21 protein-coding genes and 4 pseudogenes are annotated in these 22,166 nt (G+C 58.1%); 10 read left to right on the top strand and 15 right to left on the bottom strand.

From position 1 onward, the window contains the following. Nucleotides 1-286: 286 nt before the first annotated feature. A complete protein-coding gene (locus FHX03_RS31525) occupies nt 287-796 on the top strand; it encodes a DUF4142 domain-containing protein (RefSeq protein ID WP_183857107.1) in 510 nt (169 codons plus the stop codon). Between the two features lie 375 nt (nt 797-1,171). Here FHX03_RS31525 and FHX03_RS35020 read toward each other — a convergent pair whose 3' ends face one another. Further along, nucleotides 1,172-1,534 (bottom strand): hypothetical protein, encoded by a 363-nt coding sequence (locus FHX03_RS35020; protein ID WP_183780656.1) that lies wholly within the window; start codon nt 1,532-1,534, stop codon nt 1,172-1,174. 36 nt (nt 1,535-1,570) lie between these two features. After that, nucleotides 1,571-2,068 carry a sigma-70 family RNA polymerase sigma factor gene (locus FHX03_RS31535; RefSeq protein WP_183780653.1) on the bottom strand — a complete coding sequence of 166 codons (498 nt, stop codon included), beginning with the start codon at nt 2,066-2,068 and terminating at the stop codon, nt 1,571-1,573. 1,201 nt (nt 2,069-3,269) lie between these two features. Here FHX03_RS31535 and FHX03_RS31540 point away from each other — a divergent pair. Beyond that, nucleotides 3,270-3,638, top strand: coding sequence for a hypothetical protein (locus FHX03_RS31540; RefSeq protein WP_183780650.1), 369 nt, complete (start codon nt 3,270-3,272; stop codon nt 3,636-3,638). A 221-nt stretch (nt 3,639-3,859) separates the two neighbouring features. Here FHX03_RS31540 and FHX03_RS31545 read toward each other — a convergent pair whose 3' ends face one another. Further along, entirely contained in the window at nt 3,860-4,063 is a 204-nt protein-coding gene (locus FHX03_RS31545) for a hypothetical protein (protein ID WP_183780647.1), read from the bottom strand. 639 nt (nt 4,064-4,702) lie between these two features. Between FHX03_RS31545 and FHX03_RS31550 the strand changes: the two genes are divergently transcribed. Further along, a complete protein-coding gene (locus FHX03_RS31550; protein ID WP_183857109.1) occupies nt 4,703-5,290 on the top strand; it encodes an ATP-dependent Clp protease proteolytic subunit in 588 nt (195 codons plus the stop codon). 140 nt (nt 5,291-5,430) lie between these two features. Here FHX03_RS31550 and FHX03_RS31555 read toward each other — a convergent pair whose 3' ends face one another. Then, complete coding sequence (locus FHX03_RS31555; protein ID WP_183780641.1) at nt 5,431-5,955, bottom strand: DUF1003 domain-containing protein; 525 nt, start codon at nt 5,953-5,955, stop codon at nt 5,431-5,433. Nucleotides 5,956-6,545: 590 nt separating this feature from the next. Between FHX03_RS31555 and FHX03_RS31560 the strand changes: the two genes are divergently transcribed. After that, nucleotides 6,546-7,511 (top strand): TIGR03885 family FMN-dependent LLM class oxidoreductase, encoded by a 966-nt coding sequence (locus FHX03_RS31560; protein ID WP_183780638.1) that lies wholly within the window; start codon nt 6,546-6,548, stop codon nt 7,509-7,511. A 94-nt stretch (nt 7,512-7,605) separates the two neighbouring features. On the opposite strand, the gene FHX03_RS31565 is transcribed toward FHX03_RS31560, so the two are convergent. Together FHX03_RS31565 and FHX03_RS31570 are read right to left on the bottom strand one after the other, a co-directional pair. After that, nucleotides 7,606-7,926 carry a hypothetical protein gene (locus FHX03_RS31565; RefSeq protein ID WP_183780635.1) on the bottom strand — a complete coding sequence of 107 codons (321 nt, stop codon included), beginning with the start codon at nt 7,924-7,926 and terminating at the stop codon, nt 7,606-7,608. 832 nt (nt 7,927-8,758) lie between these two features. After that, nucleotides 8,759-9,341 (bottom strand): annotated as a pseudogene (locus FHX03_RS31570) (alpha-ketoglutarate-dependent dioxygenase AlkB). Nucleotides 9,342-10,021: 680 nt separating this feature from the next. Here FHX03_RS31570 and FHX03_RS31575 point away from each other — a divergent pair. Then, nucleotides 10,022-10,978, top strand: a complete 957-nt coding sequence (locus tag FHX03_RS31575; RefSeq protein WP_183857111.1) for an alpha/beta hydrolase — start codon at nt 10,022-10,024, stop codon at nt 10,976-10,978. A 348-nt stretch (nt 10,979-11,326) separates the two neighbouring features. On the opposite strand, the gene FHX03_RS31580 is transcribed toward FHX03_RS31575, so the two are convergent. Continuing rightward, nucleotides 11,327-11,725 (bottom strand): low affinity iron permease family protein, encoded by a 399-nt coding sequence (locus tag FHX03_RS31580; protein ID WP_183857113.1) that lies wholly within the window; start codon nt 11,723-11,725, stop codon nt 11,327-11,329. 52 nt (nt 11,726-11,777) lie between these two features. Next, nucleotides 11,778-12,377, bottom strand: a complete 600-nt coding sequence (locus tag FHX03_RS31585) for a cysteine hydrolase family protein (protein ID WP_183857115.1) — start codon at nt 12,375-12,377, stop codon at nt 11,778-11,780. Between the two features lie 191 nt (nt 12,378-12,568). On the opposite strand from FHX03_RS31585, the pseudogene FHX03_RS34735 reads away from it, so the two are divergent. Further along, a pseudogene (locus tag FHX03_RS34735) lies at nt 12,569-12,682 on the top strand (ATP-dependent DNA ligase); the annotation flags it as partial. 34 nt (nt 12,683-12,716) lie between these two features. Here the strand turns inward: FHX03_RS34735 and FHX03_RS31590 are convergent. Together FHX03_RS31590 and FHX03_RS31595 are read right to left on the bottom strand one after the other, a co-directional pair. Further along, nucleotides 12,717-13,016 (bottom strand): hypothetical protein, encoded by a 300-nt coding sequence (locus FHX03_RS31590; protein WP_183780624.1) that lies wholly within the window; start codon nt 13,014-13,016, stop codon nt 12,717-12,719. Between the two features lie 1,680 nt (nt 13,017-14,696). Next, nucleotides 14,697-14,996, bottom strand: a complete 300-nt coding sequence (locus tag FHX03_RS31595; protein ID WP_183781035.1) for a hypothetical protein — start codon at nt 14,994-14,996, stop codon at nt 14,697-14,699. Nucleotides 14,997-15,383: 387 nt separating this feature from the next. Here FHX03_RS31595 and FHX03_RS31600 point away from each other — a divergent pair, with 387 nt between their 5' ends. Further along, on the top strand, nt 15,384-15,908 hold the full coding sequence (locus FHX03_RS31600) for a response regulator (protein ID WP_183857117.1): 525 nt from the start codon (nt 15,384-15,386) through the stop codon (nt 15,906-15,908). 397 nt (nt 15,909-16,305) lie between these two features. Further along, nucleotides 16,306-16,975: pseudogene (locus tag FHX03_RS31605) on the top strand (DUF899 family protein). Nucleotides 16,976-17,439: 464 nt separating this feature from the next. Here FHX03_RS31605 and FHX03_RS31610 read toward each other — a convergent pair. Continuing rightward, the gene (locus FHX03_RS31610) at nt 17,440-17,835 is read right to left on the bottom strand and encodes a DUF1236 domain-containing protein (RefSeq protein WP_183780615.1); all 396 of its coding nucleotides are present in this window, start codon (nt 17,833-17,835) and stop codon (nt 17,440-17,442) included. 132 nt (nt 17,836-17,967) lie between these two features. Continuing rightward, the gene (locus tag FHX03_RS31615) at nt 17,968-18,240 is read right to left on the bottom strand and encodes a BON domain-containing protein (protein WP_183780612.1); all 273 of its coding nucleotides are present in this window, start codon (nt 18,238-18,240) and stop codon (nt 17,968-17,970) included. 299 nt (nt 18,241-18,539) lie between these two features. Here FHX03_RS31615 and FHX03_RS31620 point away from each other — a divergent pair. Beyond that, nucleotides 18,540-18,766: pseudogene (locus tag FHX03_RS31620) on the top strand (DUF982 domain-containing protein). A gap of 18 nt (nt 18,767-18,784) precedes the next feature. Here the strand turns inward: FHX03_RS31620 and FHX03_RS34740 are convergent. The 3 genes from FHX03_RS34740 to FHX03_RS31630 form a co-directional block, all read right to left on the bottom strand. Continuing rightward, nucleotides 18,785-20,185, bottom strand: a complete 1,401-nt coding sequence (locus FHX03_RS34740; RefSeq protein ID WP_246699320.1) for a putative bifunctional diguanylate cyclase/phosphodiesterase — start codon at nt 20,183-20,185, stop codon at nt 18,785-18,787. Between the two features lie 103 nt (nt 20,186-20,288). Then, nucleotides 20,289-20,966 carry a CHASE4 domain-containing protein gene (locus tag FHX03_RS34745; RefSeq protein WP_246699321.1) on the bottom strand — a complete coding sequence of 226 codons (678 nt, stop codon included), beginning with the start codon at nt 20,964-20,966 and terminating at the stop codon, nt 20,289-20,291. A 247-nt stretch (nt 20,967-21,213) separates the two neighbouring features. After that, complete coding sequence (locus FHX03_RS31630) at nt 21,214-21,450, bottom strand: hypothetical protein (protein ID WP_246699322.1); 237 nt, start codon at nt 21,448-21,450, stop codon at nt 21,214-21,216. Between the two features lie 228 nt (nt 21,451-21,678). On the opposite strand from FHX03_RS31630, the gene FHX03_RS34750 reads away from it, so the two are divergent. After that, nucleotides 21,679-21,906 (top strand): hypothetical protein, encoded by a 228-nt coding sequence (locus FHX03_RS34750; protein WP_246699323.1) that lies wholly within the window; start codon nt 21,679-21,681, stop codon nt 21,904-21,906. Nucleotides 21,907-22,166 lie beyond the last annotated feature (260 nt).

Genomic DNA, 22,166 nt, shown 5'->3' on the forward strand with positions numbered 1-22,166 from the left:
CCAGGCCATCATCGCCAGCACGAGCACACTGACGAGCACCGCAAGGACAGGTTTGCCATATCGGCCCTGTCTCGCGTCTGTCGCGCTCTCGGTCACCCGTTCAGGCTGCTGGCGCTGCGACCGGTGGTTCGAAATTGTCATCGTTAGGGTAGACCGCGCCAAACCGGCCCGATGCGGAAGTTCCAAAACTTTTCGCCGAGGTAGCTCCGGTGCGGCTTGGCAAAACCTCCGGAACATTTGCCGCGCGCTGAGGTTGGAGACGGCAATTCCTCTTATGGAGACCTCGATGAAAACCGCTCTCGCCTCCCTTCTCTTCTGCTTGACCGCATTTTCCACCACGGCGGCAGAGAACGCGTCCAAGCAGCAAGCCACCGACTTCGCGTCGAAGGCCGCCATGTCGAACTTGTTCGAGATGGAGGCCGCGAAGATCGAGATTGCGAGCGGAAAGGCTGACGACGCCATACAATTCGCGCAAGACATGATCAAGGATCACGGCAAGGCCGGGCCTGCTATCAACGATGCCGCGAAACAGGACGGCATCGAACTGCCCGCCGCTCTCGACGCAGAGTATACTGCGAAGCTGACCGCCCTTCGGCAAAGCGACGCCGCCAATCTTGATCAGGCCTATCTTTCCACTCAAGTAACAGCGCATGAAGAAGCCGTGACCCTGTTCGAGAGCTATTCAAAGCAGGGGCCGGACGGGCAACTCAAGCGGACGGCTGCAAAGATCCTGCCGGACTTGCGAATGCATTTGACGCGGATCCGCGGGCTGACGTCGAAATATCAGCGGGGATAGGATCCGCCAGCCGGTTTTTTCATCACGGTTCTGACGTTTCATAAACACCATTGCCAAGCTGAATGCAGACTATCGGTGGCAGCAGACCCGGCTTGGGGAACCAAGCTCTTTGTCTGGGATCCGTTATTGATGCAGAGGATCAACCAGCAACACCCACTCCAAATTAGACGTGGTGACAGCGTGCCGAGTGCCATCGCCATTCTGGTTCATTTATCGTCATTGCGTTGTTTTCGAAGCCAACCTGTCGGCACTTCCCACGTCGACCACTCTTTAAGGCGCCGGGAACATTTGCCGCTTCGGCATGTTGGTTGGTTCCATCGGATCAAGAGCCGCACGATGTTCCCTTTGCTGCGGACATATCTTTCATGCCGGCCGTCAAGGGGAGCGAGGTTTTGCAAAATTCAGCCATCGAGTTCTTCGCAGGAAAGCGCAGACTGATCGTCGAAGACGAATTTCTCCTGGCAGACGAAGCGCGGCGGAAGCTTGAGAAAGCCTTGCACGGTTATCGGGCCGGCTGCCGGTGTGACCGCAGCCCTGGATCTTGTCGACAATGAGGAGATTGACGCGGCAATTCTCGATGTCCACCTCGACGGCGAGTTCGTATTTCCGGCCGAGGAGCTTGAGCGCCGGGATACTCCATTTGTATTCGCCACAGCCTTCGACCGTTCCGTCATCCCCGCAAAGTTCGCAAGCTTCATATTGTGCGAGAAGCCAACCGAACTGGAAAAGATAGCGCAAGCTTGTTCAGTCAGAGGATCACCGGGTCCCACTAGCTCACTCGCCGTCGAGGACCTTCGTCAGATGATGACGGGCTCGGTTGACCCGGCTCTTGATTGTTCCGATTGGAACGCCGCATCGGTCCGCAGCGGCTTCGTAACTCACTCCTTGAATGAACACCAAGTCGACGACGGTTCGGTAATTGTCCGGCAAGGCAGACAATGCGACCTCCAGCTCGTGCCCGCGCACCTCCCAGATTTGCGACGGCGCCCGCGAAGCCCAACCGGCGGAATCTTCGATCGCACCGACCTGTTCTCGTTTCGATATTCTAAATTTGCTGCAGAAGGTATTACGCATGATGGTGAACAGCCACGAGCGCAGCCGGGTGCCACGCCTGAAATCGCCGGAATGGGCGATAGCTTTGGCGAGCGTTTCCTGAACAAGATCATCAATATCGCTCGCCGAATTGTGGAAGCGTCTGGCGAAAGTTCTCAGAGCTGGCAGATTATCAAGTAGTTCCACGTCCGTAAAACCTGGACCATCATTGGTGAGCATTGGGGTTCTCCTCTGCTGACTGAACTTCGCCTGGGCTGTTACGTTCCACTCGCTAGTATTATTCTGTGGATCTGCAGTCGCGCCGCTACACTCTCGGGTTTGACGATGAAATGAAGCCACCGTTCAGCCCAGTCCGAAGTAACCCAAAATGCGATACCGTCGGCGCGCGACATCGTCAGAATGTTAATCACCGATTTAGGAGGTTGACGCTGGGAACCTTGCCGGTCATTCAAAGTTCGGTGCTACACTGGGAGCACCACAATGAATTATCTTTGGTTTTTTGTAGTGGGGGGAGGAGCAGCACTTCTTGGGGCTGCGCTCGCTTTTGGAATGATCAAGCAGGATGGTCGACGGTCGGTCGTGGCGCTCGCTGGTGCCGTCTTTGTGGCCCTCGGCGCACTGGGACTTGGCCTCTATATCGCCAGCGCGCCAACGGCCCCTCTTCGCGGTTCCGATAGGGAGGGATCGCAGAACAGACTTCCGGCGGCTGCCACAACGGAAAAGGATCTGCCGGGAAAGTGAGGCCTGGCAGAGCGTATCCAGCGGGCACTGATGCTGAGCGTTGACGCGCCATTGCTGTGATTTGCAGGCTTTTAGGATGCCGGATCGCTCTCTCGACAGGTCTATATCTGGGAAGCTCGGGCGGTGCCGTCGAACCGATCCTGACGCTTTTATCCTTCCCCGCGCGCCAACCGGCTAATCTTGAGAGCCGCCCCGAATTGGCGGAAGGCGCCTCCGTCGAGATCTTCAGGTTTTCCATATCCAGGTGTGCCTGCCGCCTAAGACCGGCGAGGCTTTGCTTGTCGTGGGATGCCGCATTCGAACCACGGGCCCAGCTCCCTGGCAACGTGCTCTGGCACCGGGCTGGCGATCTCGCACGATTTGCAACGCACCATCTCTCCAAGACAGCGGTCAACGTCGCCTGGTCATCCGGCAGGAGCGCCGGTTCGGTGTTTTCCGTATGCTGGATCGTGCATTCCTCCCTTATATTAGCCGGTCCTAATCAAAGTTCTTCCGGCATCAACCACTGGTTGGAAAGCGTACGGACGAGAGAAAGACGGCGATCAGTGGAAGGGCGAACCGTCGACGGGAAATGCACTCCCGTGGGGTGCTTGAACATGGTACCCACTGCGTAGGCCGACCGCCCGCCTGAATCGCTAAAGCATCGGCACCATCAAACAGGATAAATTAGACGTCCGTCATGAATTTGCTCAGCCAGATCGCCGGCAAGACGATCCTAATCATCGGCGAGGCTGACTTCCTCTCCAACCACGCGAGAGAAGCGCTTGCTGCGCTTAACGCAGCAGTGGTCGGGCCAATCATGGTTTCTAACGCGATGGAGCGCTTGAAGGAGGAGCAGATATTCGATGCCGTTGTCATCGATATTGCAGTCCCCGACGAGGCCATGCTCTGGATGAACGCCTGGCTGGAGACACGAGAAATTCCTTTCATCTTTGCCCGCGATCAGCGGTCGCAAGCGCTGCCTGGCGGCTTTGTCCTTAGCGGAGCTGCTTCCGACCTGACCGACATAGTCGCATCGTTGTTCGGGCCCGTCCCCTCTTATCACTGAGTTGTCCGCTTTCGTAGGGCTGGCTCGTCTGCTCGCAGTTTTCCAAGATGAAGCGGTCCATGGAAGCGCTGGCGCGTCTCGTCGTCGATCGTCAGGAGCAATGGTACCAACCACAAGCCGCACGCTGCTCATCGCAATCCGCATGGCATCGGGCTCGAAAGCGTCCAAATCATAAGTATTTTGATCGATGCGGGTATCCACACGCCCATGGTCAGCAATTTTCACGAAAGCACCATTCCGGCGGCCATGATGATCGCCAGGATGACGCCAACACCGGCCAGCGCGAGCGACATCAATTCGCTTCCGCGACTCGCGCCGCCCCTCCTAATCTCCTGGCGGGTTCCGATCACGGCAAACAGGCCGGCCGCCATCCACGATGCGAGCGCCAGCGTGCCGAGGAGCATCGCCCAATACGGTCCGTCCATGATAACCTCCATGTCTCTGTGCCAAACTCTGGTCACCATTGGGGGGTTCCCCTGCTGCAGGCGATGGTACGGTCGAAGACAATACACTAGCGGTCGGAACCCGAAGTGCGGCGGTTAGCCGGGATCAGGTGGATAGGAAAGATGAGTTTTGCGATTTCGGCGGTAGCACTGCTGTCGGCGCCGCTGGTGCTGATGCACCCAACACGTTGGGCGGCGGCCGGCGCGTTCCTTTTGAAGGCGGTGGCGTCGGAGCACGGGTGGGGCCGTCCCTGGCTTCACCTGACGAGAGCTTTCCGCGCGCTGGCCACGCCGGTTTCTGCAGGAAGTAGTGACAGACGACGACAAGGTTTTGTTCAGCGTTGCCAAGCGCGACTGGTGCGCAGAACCTAGCGAGACCCGAATTCCGGCATCGTGGTCTACTGGGCCGGTTGGAGGCTTTAGCGATCGCGAGGCAAAAGATGCATTCGGAACCATCGTCCGTGACAGACGAGTGGGAGATGGTGCACACGATCCATCGCAGTGGTGCAAGGAGCACGACTATTTCTCTGACCACGATTTCGCTCAGGAGTCGGCTCTCCGGCAGGAACTCTTCGGATGTAGCCGGGTTGGAGGCGTTTACACATCTGAAAGGATAGCGTGATGACCGATGCGGAAGACGCGCGGGAGGGCGATGTCGACCAACTTCTCTTCGAGCCCAATGCCTCGATTAACGGGCCTATTGACGAGAAGGCAGTCACGAGTTTTCTGGATCAGATTGCCGCCGTACGCGCAGGTGATCAGGACCTCGTCTTGGAACTGAGTACCGTCGGGGGCGACGCCGATGCTGCGCGCAGGATCGCGTTGGAGATCCGGCTGTTTTCCCGGCGTGCCGGACGAGCCGCACACTGCGTCGGAAAATCATACGTCTATTCGGCGGGCGTCACGATCCTCGCGGCGTTCAATACACAAAACCGGTACCTGACGGCGGATGCGTTCCTCCTGATACACGAAAGAAGAATCAGCGGCAGCCTTGAACTCTCGGGCCCGATCACTGCATGCATTCAGATGGTGCGAGAAAAGCTTGCGATGCTGGAGAACGCTCAGCGGCTGGAAAAACAAGGTTTCGCCGAGCTGGCGAGGGGAAGTCAGATGTCGGCGGAAGAACTCTTCCACTGCGCCCGAAAAAACTGCTACATGAGTGCGCAGGATGCTCTGGGCTACGGCCTGATCGGCAGAATACTCCCATAACGATGTAATAGGATGGGGGCGTGGTGACGCCGAAGCCACGCCTTAGTCGCGAGCAGGTTGTTCCGAAATGAGGGATGTGGTTCTCCGTCAATTCACCGGGATGGGCTATTGTTCCCCACAATCCCGCGACTCCCCTTCCTTTAGTCGGCGTGGGCCTTCTGTTCGATGGTGTCGAGCACGTCCTCGGGCGCCACGTCCTGCGTAAGCTCGTTAATCTCCTGCTTCTGTTCAACCACGACGCCTAATTTTTCCGCGATCGCGGAAACGATGATCAGGAGCTGTGTAGCCTCGTGTTCCGCAAGCAGAGAAATCTGCAAGTTCAGATCGGCTCTCTTGTCGTCTGCCTCCGCCATGCGGTTCTGGCTGATCATGACAAAAGTCGAGATAAAAATCGCCTCGACCGACGCCACCATGGCAAGGATCACGAGTGATGGATCGAAGACCGGAAGAAGCGGCAGCAGCCCGACGTTGAGGAGTATCCATAAGCCGAAGACGATGGCGTGGATGTAGACGAAGGTCATAGAGCCCGCGAACCGGGTGATCGACGCGGCAACGCGATCTTGGAGGGATGCGTTCCGCAGATCCTCCTTCCGCCGATCCAACAGCGCCTCAATATTCTGATCCAGGCGACGAGAAACGTTTGCGGCAGGGCCGGACGTGTTCATGGGATTAAACTCCAATCTGCACCTGCCAAACCCAGGAGCGCCTGCCGGGTTCCACGCTCTCACGTTCGTTTGATGAATAGGCGTCGGCGGGTGAAGCAGGGCTAGTCTACGGGCTCGGCGATGCACGGACGACGTGAGACGCTCCGGCCAACCGATGTCCCACCCGTCTAGACTGGGCGTAAAGGTGACCTGGCGTCACTCACCGTCTTGGGCGGTCGATCGGCGCCGCCTTAATGGACTCTCGATGTAGATCCTCGACTGACAATGCGGCATCATCGCTCATGCAACCGGCCCCAATGTTCACCGCGACTGCCGCGGTCTCCTCGTTTCGATGAAGGGCAAGCGCTTGGCCTTCGTGAGCGCGCTCGTTGCGACGAGTATCGCATCTCGATGAAGGTCGCAGTCTCCACCATACGTCCTGCGACCGAGCAACGGATGGAAGGACTTACTTCGCCGCGCCAGGGCATCGAGGCGCAAGGAGGCTGGCCACGGCGGAACAAAAGGGTTTTTTCGGAGGTTCACGACTGCATGTCATAGGCTGCAACGTAGTACTGTATCGCCAAAGCTTGCCCTAATCACGAGGAGACGGGATGCTGATAGGTTATCATGCCTCGCACGAGCAGTTTTCGCCCAGCGAATTGCTAAACTTCGTTCAGGCTGCAGAGCGTGCTGGCTTCGGTGCGATCATGACGTCCGACCATATCGCGCCATGGAGCGAGCAACAGGGAAACTCAGGTAACAACTGGGCCTGGCTCGGCGCAGCACTTGCAACGACATCGCTGCCTTTCGGCAGCCTCGCGATACCCGGAGGCTGGCGCTACCATCCAGCCCTGCTTGCGCATCTCGCCGGCACCCTCGCCCAGATGTACCCCAACCGTTTTCGATGGATAGCAGTAGGTAGCGGTGAGGCCCTCAACGAAAGCGTCGTGGGTAGCGGCTGGCCCGAAAAAGCAGAACGCGACGCGCGGCTTCGTGCCGGCGCCGACGTTGTCCGGGATCTTTTTCGCGGAGAGACGGTCACTGTTCGTCATCCCTGGTTCGCGGTGGAGGAAGCCAAGCTTTGGTCCCTGCCCGCGCGGCCGCCGGAAATATTTGGCGCCGCCTTGACCGCCAAAACGGCAGGGTGGATGGCAGGTTGGGTCGACGGCCTGATAACGGTGCGGAAATCTACGGAGAGCATGCAAGAGCTCGTCGGCCGCTTCGAGGATAATGGCGGCCGCGGCAAGCCGCTCGTCTTACAGCTTCAGGTATCCTGGGCAGCGTCGAAAGAAGAAGCGCGCCTAGCGGCCTGGCAGCAGTGGCGCAGTGCGGCCGCGCCGCCGACTGTTTTAGCGGACCTGAAGCGGCCGAAGGACTTCGACGAATTTACCAAAATCTTGATTCCTGCGGATATGGACGAGCTCATCGTATTGGTCACCGTTGGATCGGAGCTACTTGAAATTCTCGACGAATTGGCATCATGCGGATTTGAGGAAATCTACGTGCACAACGTGTCGAGGGATCAATATGGCTTCCTACGATTCATGGCGCAGGAGGTCCTGCCCCATATCAAATAGCCACACCATCTTTCATAAGGCATCAAGCAAGCGTGAAGCGGGCGGATTGCATCTTGCCCGCCGCCCGTTCTTCTCGTTGAAAAGGTCTCTCTGGTTACTGAGCGCACGCCTGACCCTGAGGAGTCGCGTCGCTCAATCCGCCCTGGGTCTGGACCGAGCCCGAAGCCGTGGAACTTGCAGGATCACTACCGCCGCTGCAACCACCTGGCATAGTCGAACCCGTTGATCCGCTGGTGGTGCTGCCGGTTGAGCTTGGATCGGAAGCCATCGGCTGCATTGTCTGTACAGTTGCACCACCATCGGGACCAACGGCATTCGGTTCAATAGTGGTTCCAGCTCCCGCGCTGGACTGGGCAAGCGCGCTTGTGGCCACGCCAGCCGCAAGCAAAAAAGCGTAGATGAGCTTGATATTCATTCTTCATTTCCTTCATCGGTTGCGTTACGGCCCTCGAACATCGAGATCACCCTTGTGTTCCCAATTATCTGAACCGAGATATCGATTGCGCCTCCGAAGGCAGACACGCGACCCTTGGACGACTGAGTTGTCCTGCCGCATCTGTGCTCGCCATTGCTTGCATGGCCAAGACGCTGGTCAGATGGCGATGAGATGCAAGCGCCAGAGGGTGATCGATGCGGAGCGCCTTGAGTATTTCTTTGGGGTTCTGATGGAAATTCAGACGTGATGAAGGAGAGTGCTGCGAGCGGCGCCGAAAGATTATGCGGCGCCACGACACCATGAAATCGGCTCCGGTGGCGAGAAGCAGCTGAAGGAGGTTACGGTTCCGCGGTCAATAACGAGACGCCGACATCGAGATTTCCAAGTCTCGTCGCGCGAGTCCAACCGGCAAAACCGCCACCCCATAGTTCCGGTGGCGACTTGGAGAACCGTGTGTTTCTCGAAGCGGGTTGAGACCGCGTAGCCTCAGTCATTCCGTTTTTCGACCAGCGCCTGCATCAGGAAGCTCCACCTCGAATCGTGCCGGGGATGCCGCGAACAACGGAACGCATGAAAGGTTCCGCTTGCATAGGGACGCCGAAAACCAGTGCGACTGCCGCAGGCCTCTCTGCGTGCCGCCAGCTTTACCTGGCGATATCCGATCCATGCAGCTCACCGGCGGCTTAGGGTCCTTCTACCATGTTAAACCCGAAAGCTCCCTGTAGAAGCAATGGAGAGCTGATAGACCTAACCATCGAGGACTTCACGGCTGGAGATCATGCTCGACGACCATTCACCAGCATGACCAGCTTCAGGTTGCTGAGCTTAATTCACGGAAGGTTATCGAATACGCAATTGGTCAACCGGTGGGATGGAGTGTTGCCACAGGATTCTGGCTTCGCCCGCCATCACATAGGCCGATCGCGGTTCGAGCGTGATCGAGCTGAGCTGCCACTTGCTGCCCTGCCGCCGCCTTAGCCTGAAAGTGCACGAAGATAGCAGCGAGACTCCAATTGCTTGTCCGAAGACGAACTTATCTCTGTGCCAGCCGATCGGAGCCCCCGGACCATATTCGGTTACCAAAGCCTGTTCCAAACGGTCGGGATCGATGTCTGCAAGGGCAGCTACGATTTTGCGGAGCGGCAAAAGGATGAGCGGAATATCTTCGCTTTTTCGGAGACGCTTCTTGTCGAAGTCGTATGTCCGGCTTAGGAGACGGTCCTGCGCTTGCCTTCGAAGCCGTGGAAATCGAAAGCCTTGAACGGCAGCTCTGACATCTTTTCCAGAATGGCCTGCTGCAGATCGTCGGGGACGACATCCGGCGAATAGCGAAATCCGTCCGGCAAAGACGGTTTAACTGCGCCAAAGAGGTCATGCTGTTCCGTCTCGCTCATCGGGGTTCTCGAATTTGCCGCCGCAGAGGCCTCACGGCACGGTCGCGATGTTCTTCGGGCCGGCATGCCGGTCCGAGGCAACTCCTGGCGAAAGCCAGCATGCAGGGTTCAGAGTGATTTCCCCACTTGCCGCCGGAGAGTTTTGTCGTCGAGGCGGCCGATGCAGGAACATATGCGGCGATCGCTTCGTGATTCAGGTAGAGCAGATCGAGCTTTTCGATGTTGCCCTCGTTTCCGACCATGGTACCACATTGAAAACCTCCGGTTGGTTTTGGACCCAAAACCGTCGGACACCGCAGTTTGTTCCTCGAGGCGATACGCGTGGTCGCAACACCCTGTTGTCAAAGGATATTCGCTCAACTTACAAGCTTCGGCGATCTGAGCGTGGCGCGTCGCGATCGGGTGACGTCTGGAACAATCGGGGCTGCTCAGGGTTTGCGAGCCATACCATACGGGATCGAACCGACTTTGTCGGTAACGAACGCACCGCCATGCCATTACTAAACATCTGAACTACTCTTGGTGGAAAGATGATGGCGAGGTTGAGTGCGCTGCCGAAGTCATGACCGAAGATCTCTGACTGTGTGCGGCATACCGAAATCAGCTTGAGGCTCACGAGAAATCGATATCCGCGCCACACAGCCCAGCGTCTTTGAAACCGTGTCCTGGCGGAGAGCCTGATGATCTTAGACGCTTTGAACGATATAGGCATCAGTCCTGCCGATCTGGTGGCTGCTCAAAGGCTGAATTCCGTACTCGCAGCAATTCCTCGGTTCCATACGAGCCGTCGCTGGAACGCTCGTCTGGTCAACGCTGCGCTGAGGCTACACCGTGCAATGCCCGACCTGCGACGATGGCGTTCCAAGGTTTGTGTAACACCGATCCCTGGAACTTCGTGTTCCCTTCGACTGACACACCCGGTCGCACCGCGCCGCGCGATGCTGCTTCATTTCCATGGTGGTGCCTGGGTCATGGGTTCCGCGCGTCTTGAAGACCGGCTGGCGGCCGACATCGCTGGTGAGTGCGGGATGCTTGTTGCTGCGGTTGATTTTCCCAATGCCGTCGATGACGATCTCGACCGAACGCTGCAAGAGTGTATTGCCACGACGGCCTGGGTGATCGATAATCTGGAGACTTTCAGTGTCGACTGCATTTTCTTGTCAGGCGAGTCGTCGGGTGCGCATCTGGCGTTGGAGTCGTTGCTCTCCTTGCGCTCCACCGGCAGGCACTCGGTCGTTCACGGCTTCTATGCTGTATGCGGTGCCTTCGATCTCGAGGGAACGACAAGCCTTCGCGACAGCCCGGGCAGCGCACTGCTGATCAACGGCCCATCGGCTCTAGAGAACCTTCATCGTTTGTCGGCATCACTCCCTGTTCATCTACGGCGCGGACCGTTACACGCCGTATTGCAGGGCCTCCCACCCGCTCTGTTCATCGCCGGGGAACTAGACCCCATCGTCGACGATAGCATCGAGATGCATGCGAAGTGGTGCAACGTCGACGGCCGCGCCTGGCTTGCCGTCGTGCCGGATGGCCCTCACGGGTTCAACCGCATGCCGACACGACTGGCTTCCATGACAAATGCCTTTGGGAGGCGGTGGCTGAGCGAGCGGCTGAGAGAGAGTTCGGACGATTAGAGTGACAACTAGTCCAGAGGTCATCAGGCCACCAGCAGCTTGCGGGCCAGCAACGATCAGCGACTTTTAGATCTTGTACGTCGCTCTGAGCACTCAAGGCGCAACCAAGCCGCGTTTTTGTCCCAACAATGTCAGATGATAATTTTAAGCTGATGTAGATTCAGGTAGGAATATCTAAAGATACTCGGACGCCAGCTCCCGCCGAACTCGGGCCGCCTCGCGCCAAGGCTACCATCGCGATCGACGCCGAGAGCTCATGTTCGCAAGCGGTGTTTCCTCAGACACGGGAGCGTTCGGCTTTCAAAGCCATGTGTGCCGCCCGGGGAGGGCTCGCGGCCCATGAGAGCGTCAGGCCGATGCTTGGCCGCGCTTTGTCTTTTCGTCCGCGACGTCCTCGACGCACTCCGCTTTTTCGGCGAGTGTCCTGCTCATCTCGCGCAAGGATTCCTCATCGAGCTTTTCGATCCCAACGAACTTGTTCTGAGCCTGCGAGGTCAGAATGAGCTCGTCGAGCTTGGCCTGCAAAGCCTTGCCATCTCGATTCTGCGAGTTCTGCAGGACGAAGACCATCAGGAACGTGATGATAGTCGTCGACGTGTTGATTACGAGCTGCCAGGTTTCGGAGTAGCCGAAGAACGGCCCGGAGATCGCCCAGACGAGAACAAGGGTCACGGCGAGCACGAAAGCGCCGGGCTTGCCCGACATGCCCGCAATGGACGTCGCGAATTTTGAGAAAACATTAGACATGGTGAACTCCTGTTGGGCCGGCTCAAGGTAACGCGGCGGTTGAAGCGGTTCCTCATGAGAGGCACGAAGCCGCTGATCGAACGCTGGTTAGAAACGCGACGGTCTCCATAATCTCCAACTGAACCGAAAAGCGGTCTCCAAGCAGCTTCAGCGATGCGTCGTGTGTCTCGTCGGCGCCGCTGCAAACGGCGTCCTTGAGGAGGATAACCCGATAGCCGAGATCGATGGCGCCGAAGATCGCGGCTGTGACGCAGACATCGGTTTCGCCCCCGGTCACGACGATTGTTTGGATGCCATCAATCCGCAGATGAGCGTCCAGTCTTCCGTCTACCCAGGGCGAATAGGTGGGTTTGTCGAAGACCCGAGCGGGCGGAACGAGCCGGCGCAGTTCTGGCAGTATGTCGACGAGCTCGGCGTGAAGATGCTCGCCTGTCATCATCCACCATTTCTCGTAGTAGGCACGCCACATACCACGCGCCGTCGCCCGATGCGGCGGCGGTACGAACCGCGTGAAAATCGTCCTCTCCGGGTAGCATGGGGCAAGTTCGACAACCGCAGGAGAAACCCTCTTCATCCAGCCGACGTGCCACGGCGTATCCTCCGCGAACATCCGCTGCATGTCGACGCACAAGTGGATCCAGCCGCCTTCCATTAAAGCCTCCTTTGGCAGAAACCTGCGGGTTCCCCTCCGAGTTCCAGCCACGGACGAAGACGAAGTGGAACCTTTCACGTTCACGACCGGCGATAAGCGTGTTTAAAGCGAATTGCACTCGTCGCGCATCGACGATCCGAGGCGTCGATTGCGCTTCCAGTTCTGCCCAATTTGCTGAACGACCAAAACGCCGGCTCTCGGAGGAGATCGAGGGCCACGGCGATCAACTGCGGGCAAGCGCCTCTGAGCACGGGTTGGAAGGCATCATCGCAAAAAGGCGGGATGCGCCCTATAGCTTCGGGCGGAGCTAACGACCGCGATTCCAAATCGTTCCGAAATTCAGAGGCGCTCGATCGAGGTTGCGCGGATAACGATCTTCTCCTGGCGGAAGCGAGCCTCCAGTTTCCCGCGGTAAGAGGACCACCAGGAGTAGTCGATATCGTCAGTCATCACTTCGGCCATGACAATACGGTCGCGCTCGACGTCTCCACCGTCCTCCCACAGCCCCTCTGCGGGAGAGCTGATCTGCAGGGTTACCCCTCCGAACTCCGCCGTGAGTTCGTCGCGGACAAGGTCAAGGTTCGTCCGGCTCCGCCGGCCATGCGTAACAGGAAGAAGGATTTCGACCAAATAGGGCATGCCCCCAAACTGGCAGAGCACAGGAAGGTTCCGGGTTGTGCGATCGTGCCACCAGGCTCGGCGGATCAAGATAATTCGACTTACGTGCGATTCATCCACCAGCAGATGTTACATAGCCTGCCCAAAAGGCTGATAAAATCTTTCGCCATGGGAACCATTGGCTCTGCCGATCGTAAGGAGTCGGGCCGTGCAGAGATTTGTTACGGCAGCCAATGCTACACTTTAATGTGCGGCCCACCGCAGCCTGTAACTAGCCCCGTCCTACTAAGGCGGGGCTTTTTTAGGCGCCTGAAGGAACGACCTGGCGCTGGTCGCCAAGGACCGCTACGAGAGCTACTGGCTGAAATGGCTTGCGTTTGTAATGACCGGCGCGGTGGACAAGACACATACGCTCCCGCCGTCGGTCAACATCTGTCGAACGAATAGTGAAGAGATCGGAAAGAAGCTGCTTCGGGAGGGCTTCGCGCACCTGGAGCCCGAGGCATCGGAATGACTGGTGCAACGGATAGTTTCAAGGGCTACCACTAACTGACAAAACCACCGGGCATCAACCGCCGGCACTGTTTTTCGCACCTGGTTCGTCAGCATCTGTAAGGCCAGCTGTCCTAAACAGCGCCGAAAATCATAAAATCAGTCCAGCCAGTGCAGGAACGTCCATGACGGCCGGAGCAATTGAAGGGCCTATTAGGGTTTTCCTTGTGAGAGACGCGCAGTCAACTCCAGGTATCTTGCAACCGACGGGAACTTTTCTAGATCACGGCGGGACAGGTAACCTTGGGGGAATGAAATGAGGCTGGTGCCATTCCACTACGCGGGCCACAACAATCCAATCGTCTTCATCAATCCGGAGCACGTAGTCGCCGTTAGGGCTTTCACCAGCAGCACACATATCTATGTCAGCGTGCTGGGAAAAGACGCCTCGCCGAGCTACTATCCAGTGAGAGAGACGATTGAGGAAGTCGTTAAACTGCTAACGGCTTAGCATGTCGAGCTTTGCGCGACCTCGGCTACCGTGGCGGTTACGAACCGTCCGGTGCTATGCCCGAACCTGGGCGAAGGAGCACGGCTCGGTGACGGCGGAAGCCTATCGCGAAGGAGTACCGGAACCACGTCACTCACCGAGTGTTATCTAATGCCGATCGCAAGAGTGCAAAGCCCCTGCCACCCCCTGCACCATCCTCCACAAGGCGGCTGCGGAGGTTCTTTTTTTGCAAGTACTGGACGAAGACGAATTCACCGTCCTTTTCACAAAACGGATCTGGGAACTGTCGGCTGAGAAAGGCTTGTGGTTTGGCAAGGAACCCTCCGACTATGCACCGGCCGTTGCGCGGGCTTACTGGCTATCGCTCCAGCAGAAGGCTTGAGCCCTGAAGACTGTGCCGACGAGGACGCCTCGTATTGGCCCTGAAACACTTTCATCGCCCGTAAGGTGCCGATCTGCGCCCTAGGATCCCAAGCATTTTTCCGAAGCGGGTGCGTAATCATCCGAAAGGCATCGGGACCGCGCGCGAGAGTCCTGCGCCCGCAAGCCTCTCTACATCGCCCGCCCCCGCGCGGTCTCGTCCTTTCCCTCTTTCACAAAATTGCCCCGTTTCGGCGGGGCTATTTTGTTGCGATAACAACCTGCGGCGCGGGGACATCTGGCGATGAATCAACCAACGTCGGCGGCTTTCCCGAAAATCACGCTTTGGCTATGTGCCACCCGGCGACGGACGCGCGATCCCGGATCACCTCCGGTTCCGGCGGAAAACGGTACTGTAGCTGACGAAGGCTGTTGACCCTGGTCGACGAGAAGCCGACATAAGTGCCGATGAGCAAGGTGGAAACTTCTTCGGCCGTTTTGTAACCCTCCTGATAGAATTCGAGGGCGGCTGTACAGAGGGTTTGCACGCTCGTCCGGATCGAGTTCGTAGAAGCGATACCAAGCTTGGACCGCCTCCGAAAGCATGCCGAAACCTTGTCGCGCTGACTGGTTGGCATGTCTTGCCTCCTGGTGGTTCGAGGAGATTTAGAGGTGCTTTTGCCGTCTTCAAGGCCCGGCGGAGGGTCGCTCCGCCGTACCGCGTCGAGTTTAGCCGTTCGGCCGAATGACCACCTTGACGCAGCCGTCCTGCTTCTCACGGAAGGTCTTGAATGTCTGAGGCCTCCTTCAAGTCCTATCCGATGTGTGATCAAGAGGGAGAGCCGCGGAGCATAGCAGACGACGCTTGTCTAGCACGAAGTCGGTCATACTAGGAGAGACCTCTCCGCCGGTTGTACAGGGCGAGGCTACGCCGCGCCCGCTCGTCCGGAATCCATGTGGATACCGGCTTTAGCGCTGGAACCGTGGGGTCTTGCCAGAGTTCTGCTTTCCGACGGAGATGGAAGATGGATCAGGAACGGTATAACTGGATAAGTCGCCGGGCCCATGAGATCTGGCAGAGCGAAGGATGCCCGAACGGACGGGACCGCGAGCACTGGTCGCAGGCGGTCGACGACTGGGACTCAAGGGGCCAAGCTGATCCGCACATCGGCCTGAACGCCGTGGTTGATCCCGTCCGAAGGGTCCTCGTTGTCGATGATGAACCTCTGATAAGATTTGCAGTGGTGGACGCTCTCGAGGACGCCGGGTTCGAAGTTCTTGAGGCAGGCAACGCGGACGAAGCCCTCGTCCTCCTGGAGGGGACTCAGGTCGACGCCGTCTTTACGGACGTCAACATGCCCGGCTCGACGGACGGGCTGGGCCTGATGGCGCGCGTGCGAGCGCGTTCGCCGGGCACGCGGGTCATCGTGACCTCTGGCCATGTTCGACTTGGTGCGTTCGACCTAGCAAGCGGCGTCTCGTTCGTTGCGAAGCCCTATGCTCACGAAGTGATAGTTAGCATGCTTAAAGCTCCCGCCGATTCATCGTGATGTCGGCGGGCTTGCATTCTGTGAGATGCAGTTTTTGACTCTCGGCCGCGGTTTTACGACGGGACGAGTGACCGTGCGGTCCACGGACGAGTGGTGATGGCGCAAGCGGTCGACGCACGGAACGGGCTTCCAATCAGCACATCTGTCGAATGGTGTCGATCTTTTTAGATCGGAACGGCGGTGAGGAGCAAGATAGTCGGCCGGGCGGCGGAATTTTTAGGCAACCGACGCCGAAATCAAAAAACATTATGCCCTTGTCGAGAACTGATCTCCTCGTACGTCTATGTCTATTACAAGTGAGGGCGCCGAACACCATCTGGCACGCCCTTCAACTTCCGAAGGTGGCCGAAACTGGTCGGATAACGAAACCGTCGTAATGGGTCCAGGGAGCAAGCGCATGGACATGAGCGAATTGAAACCTGCGAAGGAACTAGCCGCGAAACGTGTGAGCAGGTTCATGAACGAAACTGCGGACTACGCCGAGGCGAGGACGGCCCTGCTGGTGGAGGAGATCGAGGTCCGACGACATCTCGCCAGACTTGCGGAGCAACGCCGACGCCTGCCTCCGGGCCCGCTCGTACAAAAGGATTATCGCTCCAAAGACGAAAACGGTGAGGAGCTCGGTCTGGCAGACGTACTTCTAGATGTTCGGCCCGCAACGGGAACGGCCCTGTCCGATGTGCACGAACTTCCTCGGTGGAGCGAACGGCAATGGCGCCGACGTCAAACAGAAGGTCGCATTCAAGATTATCGGTCGCAGCGCGGTGGAGCGGCAACGTGCGTTCGCTATCGAACGCAGCTGGCGTGACCTTGGTCCAGGCCTTCGGCGACGACTATGCCCGAGACTTGGGCGTGTTCGACGTCGAGGGATCAGAGTATCCGGGATGCACGGTCTACCAGAAGGATGGGGACCGCGTTCGGGTCTTCTACAATGGCGAGATGCCGGCCGAAGCGGCAGATCCCGGCCAGTATCCAAGGGGGGCGGTAGATATCGCCCCGCTCTGGAACCTTCTGGACATGACGCCCAGCGGCCGCGCACGGATTGGTATCCCAAGCTCAAATACTGAACTCGATCGGTTCGGAATGCGGTCAAGGCGATCCGACGCCTTTCTGCTGTGGATTGCTCGCATCGGAGGTGCTCCCCAGTCGGGATCGGAAGTCCGGCTTTGGGCGCCGCGGGATCAGGGGCCGGCCGATCGAACAGGAACCCAGACCCGAGTCGATGCTGGATGGCCTTATGACAGGCCCAGGCTGCCGACGATAGTGACGATGGCAAACAGGATGACGATAATGGGAAACGCGAGGCGGGACGGCTTATCTTCGTGATAGATCATTGATTGCTCCTGCGGCCCGACGGCGCATAGGACGCCGCCGGGAAACGTATGTTAGGCCTCGATGATGTAGGCGATCGTGAGAGCATCGGGATCGACGATTGTCGCGCCATCGGTCGAAGGCTGCTCGGCACTCCCGCGCATCTTTGGGGTCGAGCATGCCCTCGTGGTTGGAAGTGGCGGCTGGAGCCGCCCGTCGGTCACTGGATGACCTGGATGACCTTCCGCGAGGAAGGTTCGACGATCACACGCTGATCGTTGACGATCGCATATGCATATTTCGGATCGTCGGGAATTGGCGTCACGACGACGGTCTCCGGCAGGGGCTGGCCGACGACGACCTTCTCCTTCACCACGACGCGTTCGGTCGGGGCCGGAGCCTGCTGAACATAGGTCACAACCTGCTGGGGCGGCGGATCAATGACGCTCCCTGCCACGCCGCCAACAATGCCGCCGACAGCCGCACCGACCGGGCCGCCGACGATCGCGCCCGTTGCAGCGCCACCAACGGCGCCTGTCACAGTCGACTGCTGGGCAAAAGCGGTTGTCGATGCCAACAGGACGCCCGCGGCAATACCTACAACTTTCATAATCATGTGTTTTCCTCCTTGGATGCGGTTGGTTCCACTGCAGAGCGAAACCGTCGAGTGGAGGAAGTGTTCCATTACCGGGGCTTCGTACCGGGGTTGCCCCCGGACCTTGGTCCTAGCCTCTTGGATTGCCTCTCGCTACTGCGTGGGGAAGCGGCTCAGCATCCGATCCTGGACGTTGTCGTGGCCGACGATCATCCCCGCAAGCGAGATGGCTTTCTCGCGGTCTGCGGCGTTTGTTATGTAGCCTTCGAGCAGGACCAGCGGGCCGAGCATCCTGATCTCGATGGCACTGCTGTCGATATTCTGATCGGCGGAAAGCGCCGCTTTGATCGTGGCGATGGTCGAGGCCGAACTATGGCCTTGGGAGCAGCGCCCTTCATGGTTGGTGTTGTCGGAACCGAACTTCATATCGTCCTCCTGTTCCGTCCCTCCACGGACCGTCATGTTACCTCAGACCTAATATGAGAAGCAGGTGGCGGCGTCGCCAGTGCGACCTAAGTCCCTCTTCCCCCCGACGGCATGTGGCATAGATTCCCTTTTCCTTGTTGAAAGGACACCAGGGAGGTTTTAGCGATGTTGCTGTCTCCAGTCAGAACCTCCCTGGTGAAGCGTTGTAGATCAGTCGGGCGTCGCTTCCCGAGAGTAAAGGGCCTCATCAATGCAAACGGTCGGTGAACTGGCATAAAAGCGAAGATTTCGCCCCTCTGATGCTCGTGATGAGCAGTCAAGAAAAGCATAGGCTGATCCGATCACTTGGCGAGGTTGCCGAGCCCTCGTCGCCGCTTGGCCGACAGACGACGGCAAGGAATACCTTGCGGCCGTAAAAACCTGCCTGGATGCCATTCAAGGCAATATCCCCGCAAAGACAGCGCGTGCCGCGCTCATTCGCGCGGCGGAGGAAGCCGGAATTCCCGTGATTGCGGTCGTCCACTGACAGATTGCCCTTCCCGCTTCAAGCAGTCAATGTTCGCTTCCCAGTTCCGTTGAACAAATCGATGATGGCCGCGCGGGCAAGAGGCCGGGAGATTAGGAAACCTTGGAGGCTGTCGCACCCAAGGGCCACTAGAGCGTCGCTCTGTTCGTTCGTTTCCACTCCTTCAGCCGTGGTCTTAAGACCTTTCGCTCGGGCCATATTGATCATCGCCTCAATGAGCGGCTTGCTGTCTCCTTGCACTGCATCGATGAACGACTTGTCGATCTTGATTCTGTCGATCATGACATTCTGCACTCTCGAGAAGGACGAGTAACCCGTTCCGAAGTCGTCGATGGCGATTCGCACACCCGCATTTCGGAGCATAGCAATGTTCCGATCGCTGTGTGCTTCTCCACCAAAAGCCAATGACTCGGTGATTTCTATCTCCAGCCTCGTTGGATCGATGTTCCATTTCGCCAATCTGGACAAGACACGAAGGGGATAACCGTCGGAACAGAGTTCCAGCGTCGACGCGTTGATTGCCATCGAGATAGAAGGAAGGTCGGCCATGACACTGCAAGCATCTTCGAGCACGATAGCGCCGACTTCCTGGATCAGGCCGATTTCCTCGGCAATGGGGATGAAGACGTCGGGAGCGATGAAACCTTCTTCAGGATGCTTCCAACGGGCAAGCGCTTCCATGGATGACAGGCTCTTGTGCTCTGCCGAATATACTGGCTGATAAAAGGTCTCGATCTGGGACTTCGTCTCGAGCGCCAGTCGAAGGTCGTGTTCCAGCTTCCGACGGCTGCGCAGCAATTCGTCCATATGGCCTCCGAATTTCGCAAAGGTATTCCGACCCGCAGCCTTTGCGTGATAGAGAGCTATGTCGGCCTGACGGGTGAGTTCAGACGGATCCGCGGGGCCGGCAGCAAGCGCAGCGCCGACACTGGCACCAATGACGATGTGAGCGCCATCGATCTCGAAAGGATCTCGCAGACGCTGTACGATCCGTGCGCAAGCCGCGTCGACCACTTGGCCGTCGGCTTCTTCGAGCAGGACGGTGAATTCATCACCCCCGATGCGGCCGATGAGCGCCGCCGGCATGATCTCATTCATGCGCTGGGCCACGAGTGAGATGAGCTTGTCCCCCGTCGGGTGCCCGAAAGTATCGTTGACCGCTTTGAACCGGTCGAGGTCGATGAACAGCACGCAGTGGCACTGGTTCTGGGAGGCCGCCCCAATGCGGGCGGCGAGTTCGGTGCTGAAATGAGCGCGGTTGGAAAGGCCAGTCAGCGGATCGCGCGAAGCCAGTCGCTGGAGTTCCTCACGACTCGAGGCAAGACGTGCTGAACGTCTCCAGATCGCACGCCCGAACATGTTTGCCGCGACGAAGATGGCAACGGCGGCCAGACCGACCGCCGGCAGGGTCGCTTCCATCACGTTCGCACCAGGACGAAATGGGCGCCAGGTGAAGTAGCCGATAGCGGCGCCCGCGCGAGATTTCAACGGAACGAATGAGTGCTCAGCGTCCGTAGGAGCGTCAGCCGAAAACTGCATTTTCGGCAAACTGGTAGTCCGCTCCGATCTCGGATACGAAACTTCGATCGAGGAACCTTACAGCGACATGGAGATTTTGCTGCCCCGGCGGTTGCTCGATATCGCCCGTGTCCGAAACGATTGGCTTGACGCTCACAATCGCCGGTCGCCGCCCTACATATGTAAGGTCGCTTTCTCCGATCGAGAGAACCCGATCCGTGACCCCTTCAGCGTCGCCAGCAGCAAGTCGTTTCTGCAAAGCATCCGCCAACGGCTCATAAGCGAGGCGGAGATCACCCAGCGTCAAAGCGTTGTCCGAGGGCGCAATGAACTCGTAGATCCGGCCATGGTCGGCCGAAATTACGATGGCCGCGTCATGCCCGAAGTAGGTTTGCATCCATTCGCCGAGGTTCGAGCGAAGCCATTCCAGGTCCCGCGCGTCGGTTTTTCGAACAGCGTCGTCCCAGACTGTCGCGCTTTCCTGATCATGAGCAACGCTAGCCTGCATCTTCGAGACGATCAGTTTGACGAGATCCCGCTGGCGAGCCTCCGCAACCATATCGGTCTGCCCGGCGGCCCATTGGAGGGTACCATAAAGAACGCACCCGATGATCAATGACGTGGCTGCCGGGAGAACCCATTTTAAAACCCACTGCGACCGCGCCTGCCAGTTCATCTGCATTACGTCCTTCTATGTTCGCAGACCGTAAAACAGCGATCGTTAAAGCACGCGGAATGGGATTGGTTAGCACTTCCTTTCTGTCTTTCGGCGGCGGCTGACATACCTACCCATCCTACGAAAGGAGAGGGTCTATCTCAGACCAAAGTCCGTTTGCGCCAGCACATGGACAACGCGTCCGCTATTCTTTCGGGCTTCGTCGGCTTAGCGACGACAGGTCGCCCCTTAGGGTATTCGATAAGGCCGGGGTTCACGGTGAAATACACCACCCCAAGTCCGAATTCAGAAAAGAGTGCACGGGCGATCGACGGCCCCGGAGTCCATCCCCCAGCCGGACGTCGATGATGGCGATGTCTGCTTCCGCGCCGAGATCCAGAGCCTCAGACATGTTTCCCGCAATACCTGCGATTTCGAATCCGGCGCCCATCGCGACATACTCGATCACCAGAGCAATTCCCAGTTCGTCTACGACTATGAGCAGGCGCATGTTTCGTCTCCGAGGATGGCTCCAAAATCGGCACGGCACCTCTGGCGTCGCCAATCGAAAACACTCCCCACCACAACCGGTTCCACGCGTAAGACTTGAGTCGCAGCCATCCCCAACCTAGGTTCGACGTCGTCCAGGATCCCGCGACGATATGCGCGCGGCGCACCATGAGGCATGTTCATTTATAAGAATTCTGATATCGTCCGCGCTCAAACGGGAGTGAGCGTTATGTTTACCGCGAGTTTGATTCCGGAAGCCTTTTACTGGGCGCGTTCAGCGAAGTACTTCGAGGGGAAGCTCACCGTTGTGCAGGTCTCGACTGTCTTCGGAGAAGATCCCAACTATTGGACCCTTGCACTACTGGGCACAGACCAGCACGCAATGCCTTGCGATTTCGAGATCGTCGGTCCATTGGTACTCTTGGACGAAAACCCCATTCGGCAAGCCGCGGAGTAGTGTTTTTCCTCCGACTGCTGCCGAACGCCGTGCCAAAGGAATCCCACGGCGGACAATGAGAAGAGGCAGCACGACTGATTGGGCCCCGCGGGCTCTCGCTCTCATCACGTGCAGGTTGACGGACATGATGCGGCCGATCGACGCTGCTGGCCCGCCTTAAGGAAGTGAATCTAGCCGAAGTGAAGCGCAATGAACTCGCTATGCACAAGCAACCATTGCGATAATGGCGGGAAAGCGCAGGAGCGTCCAAAGGACCTTCG

Origin of the sequence: Rhizobium sp. BK456 (assembly GCF_014194045.1) — a bacterium.
GTDB classification, from domain to species: Bacteria; Pseudomonadota; Alphaproteobacteria; order Rhizobiales; family Rhizobiaceae; genus Rhizobium; species Rhizobium redzepovicii.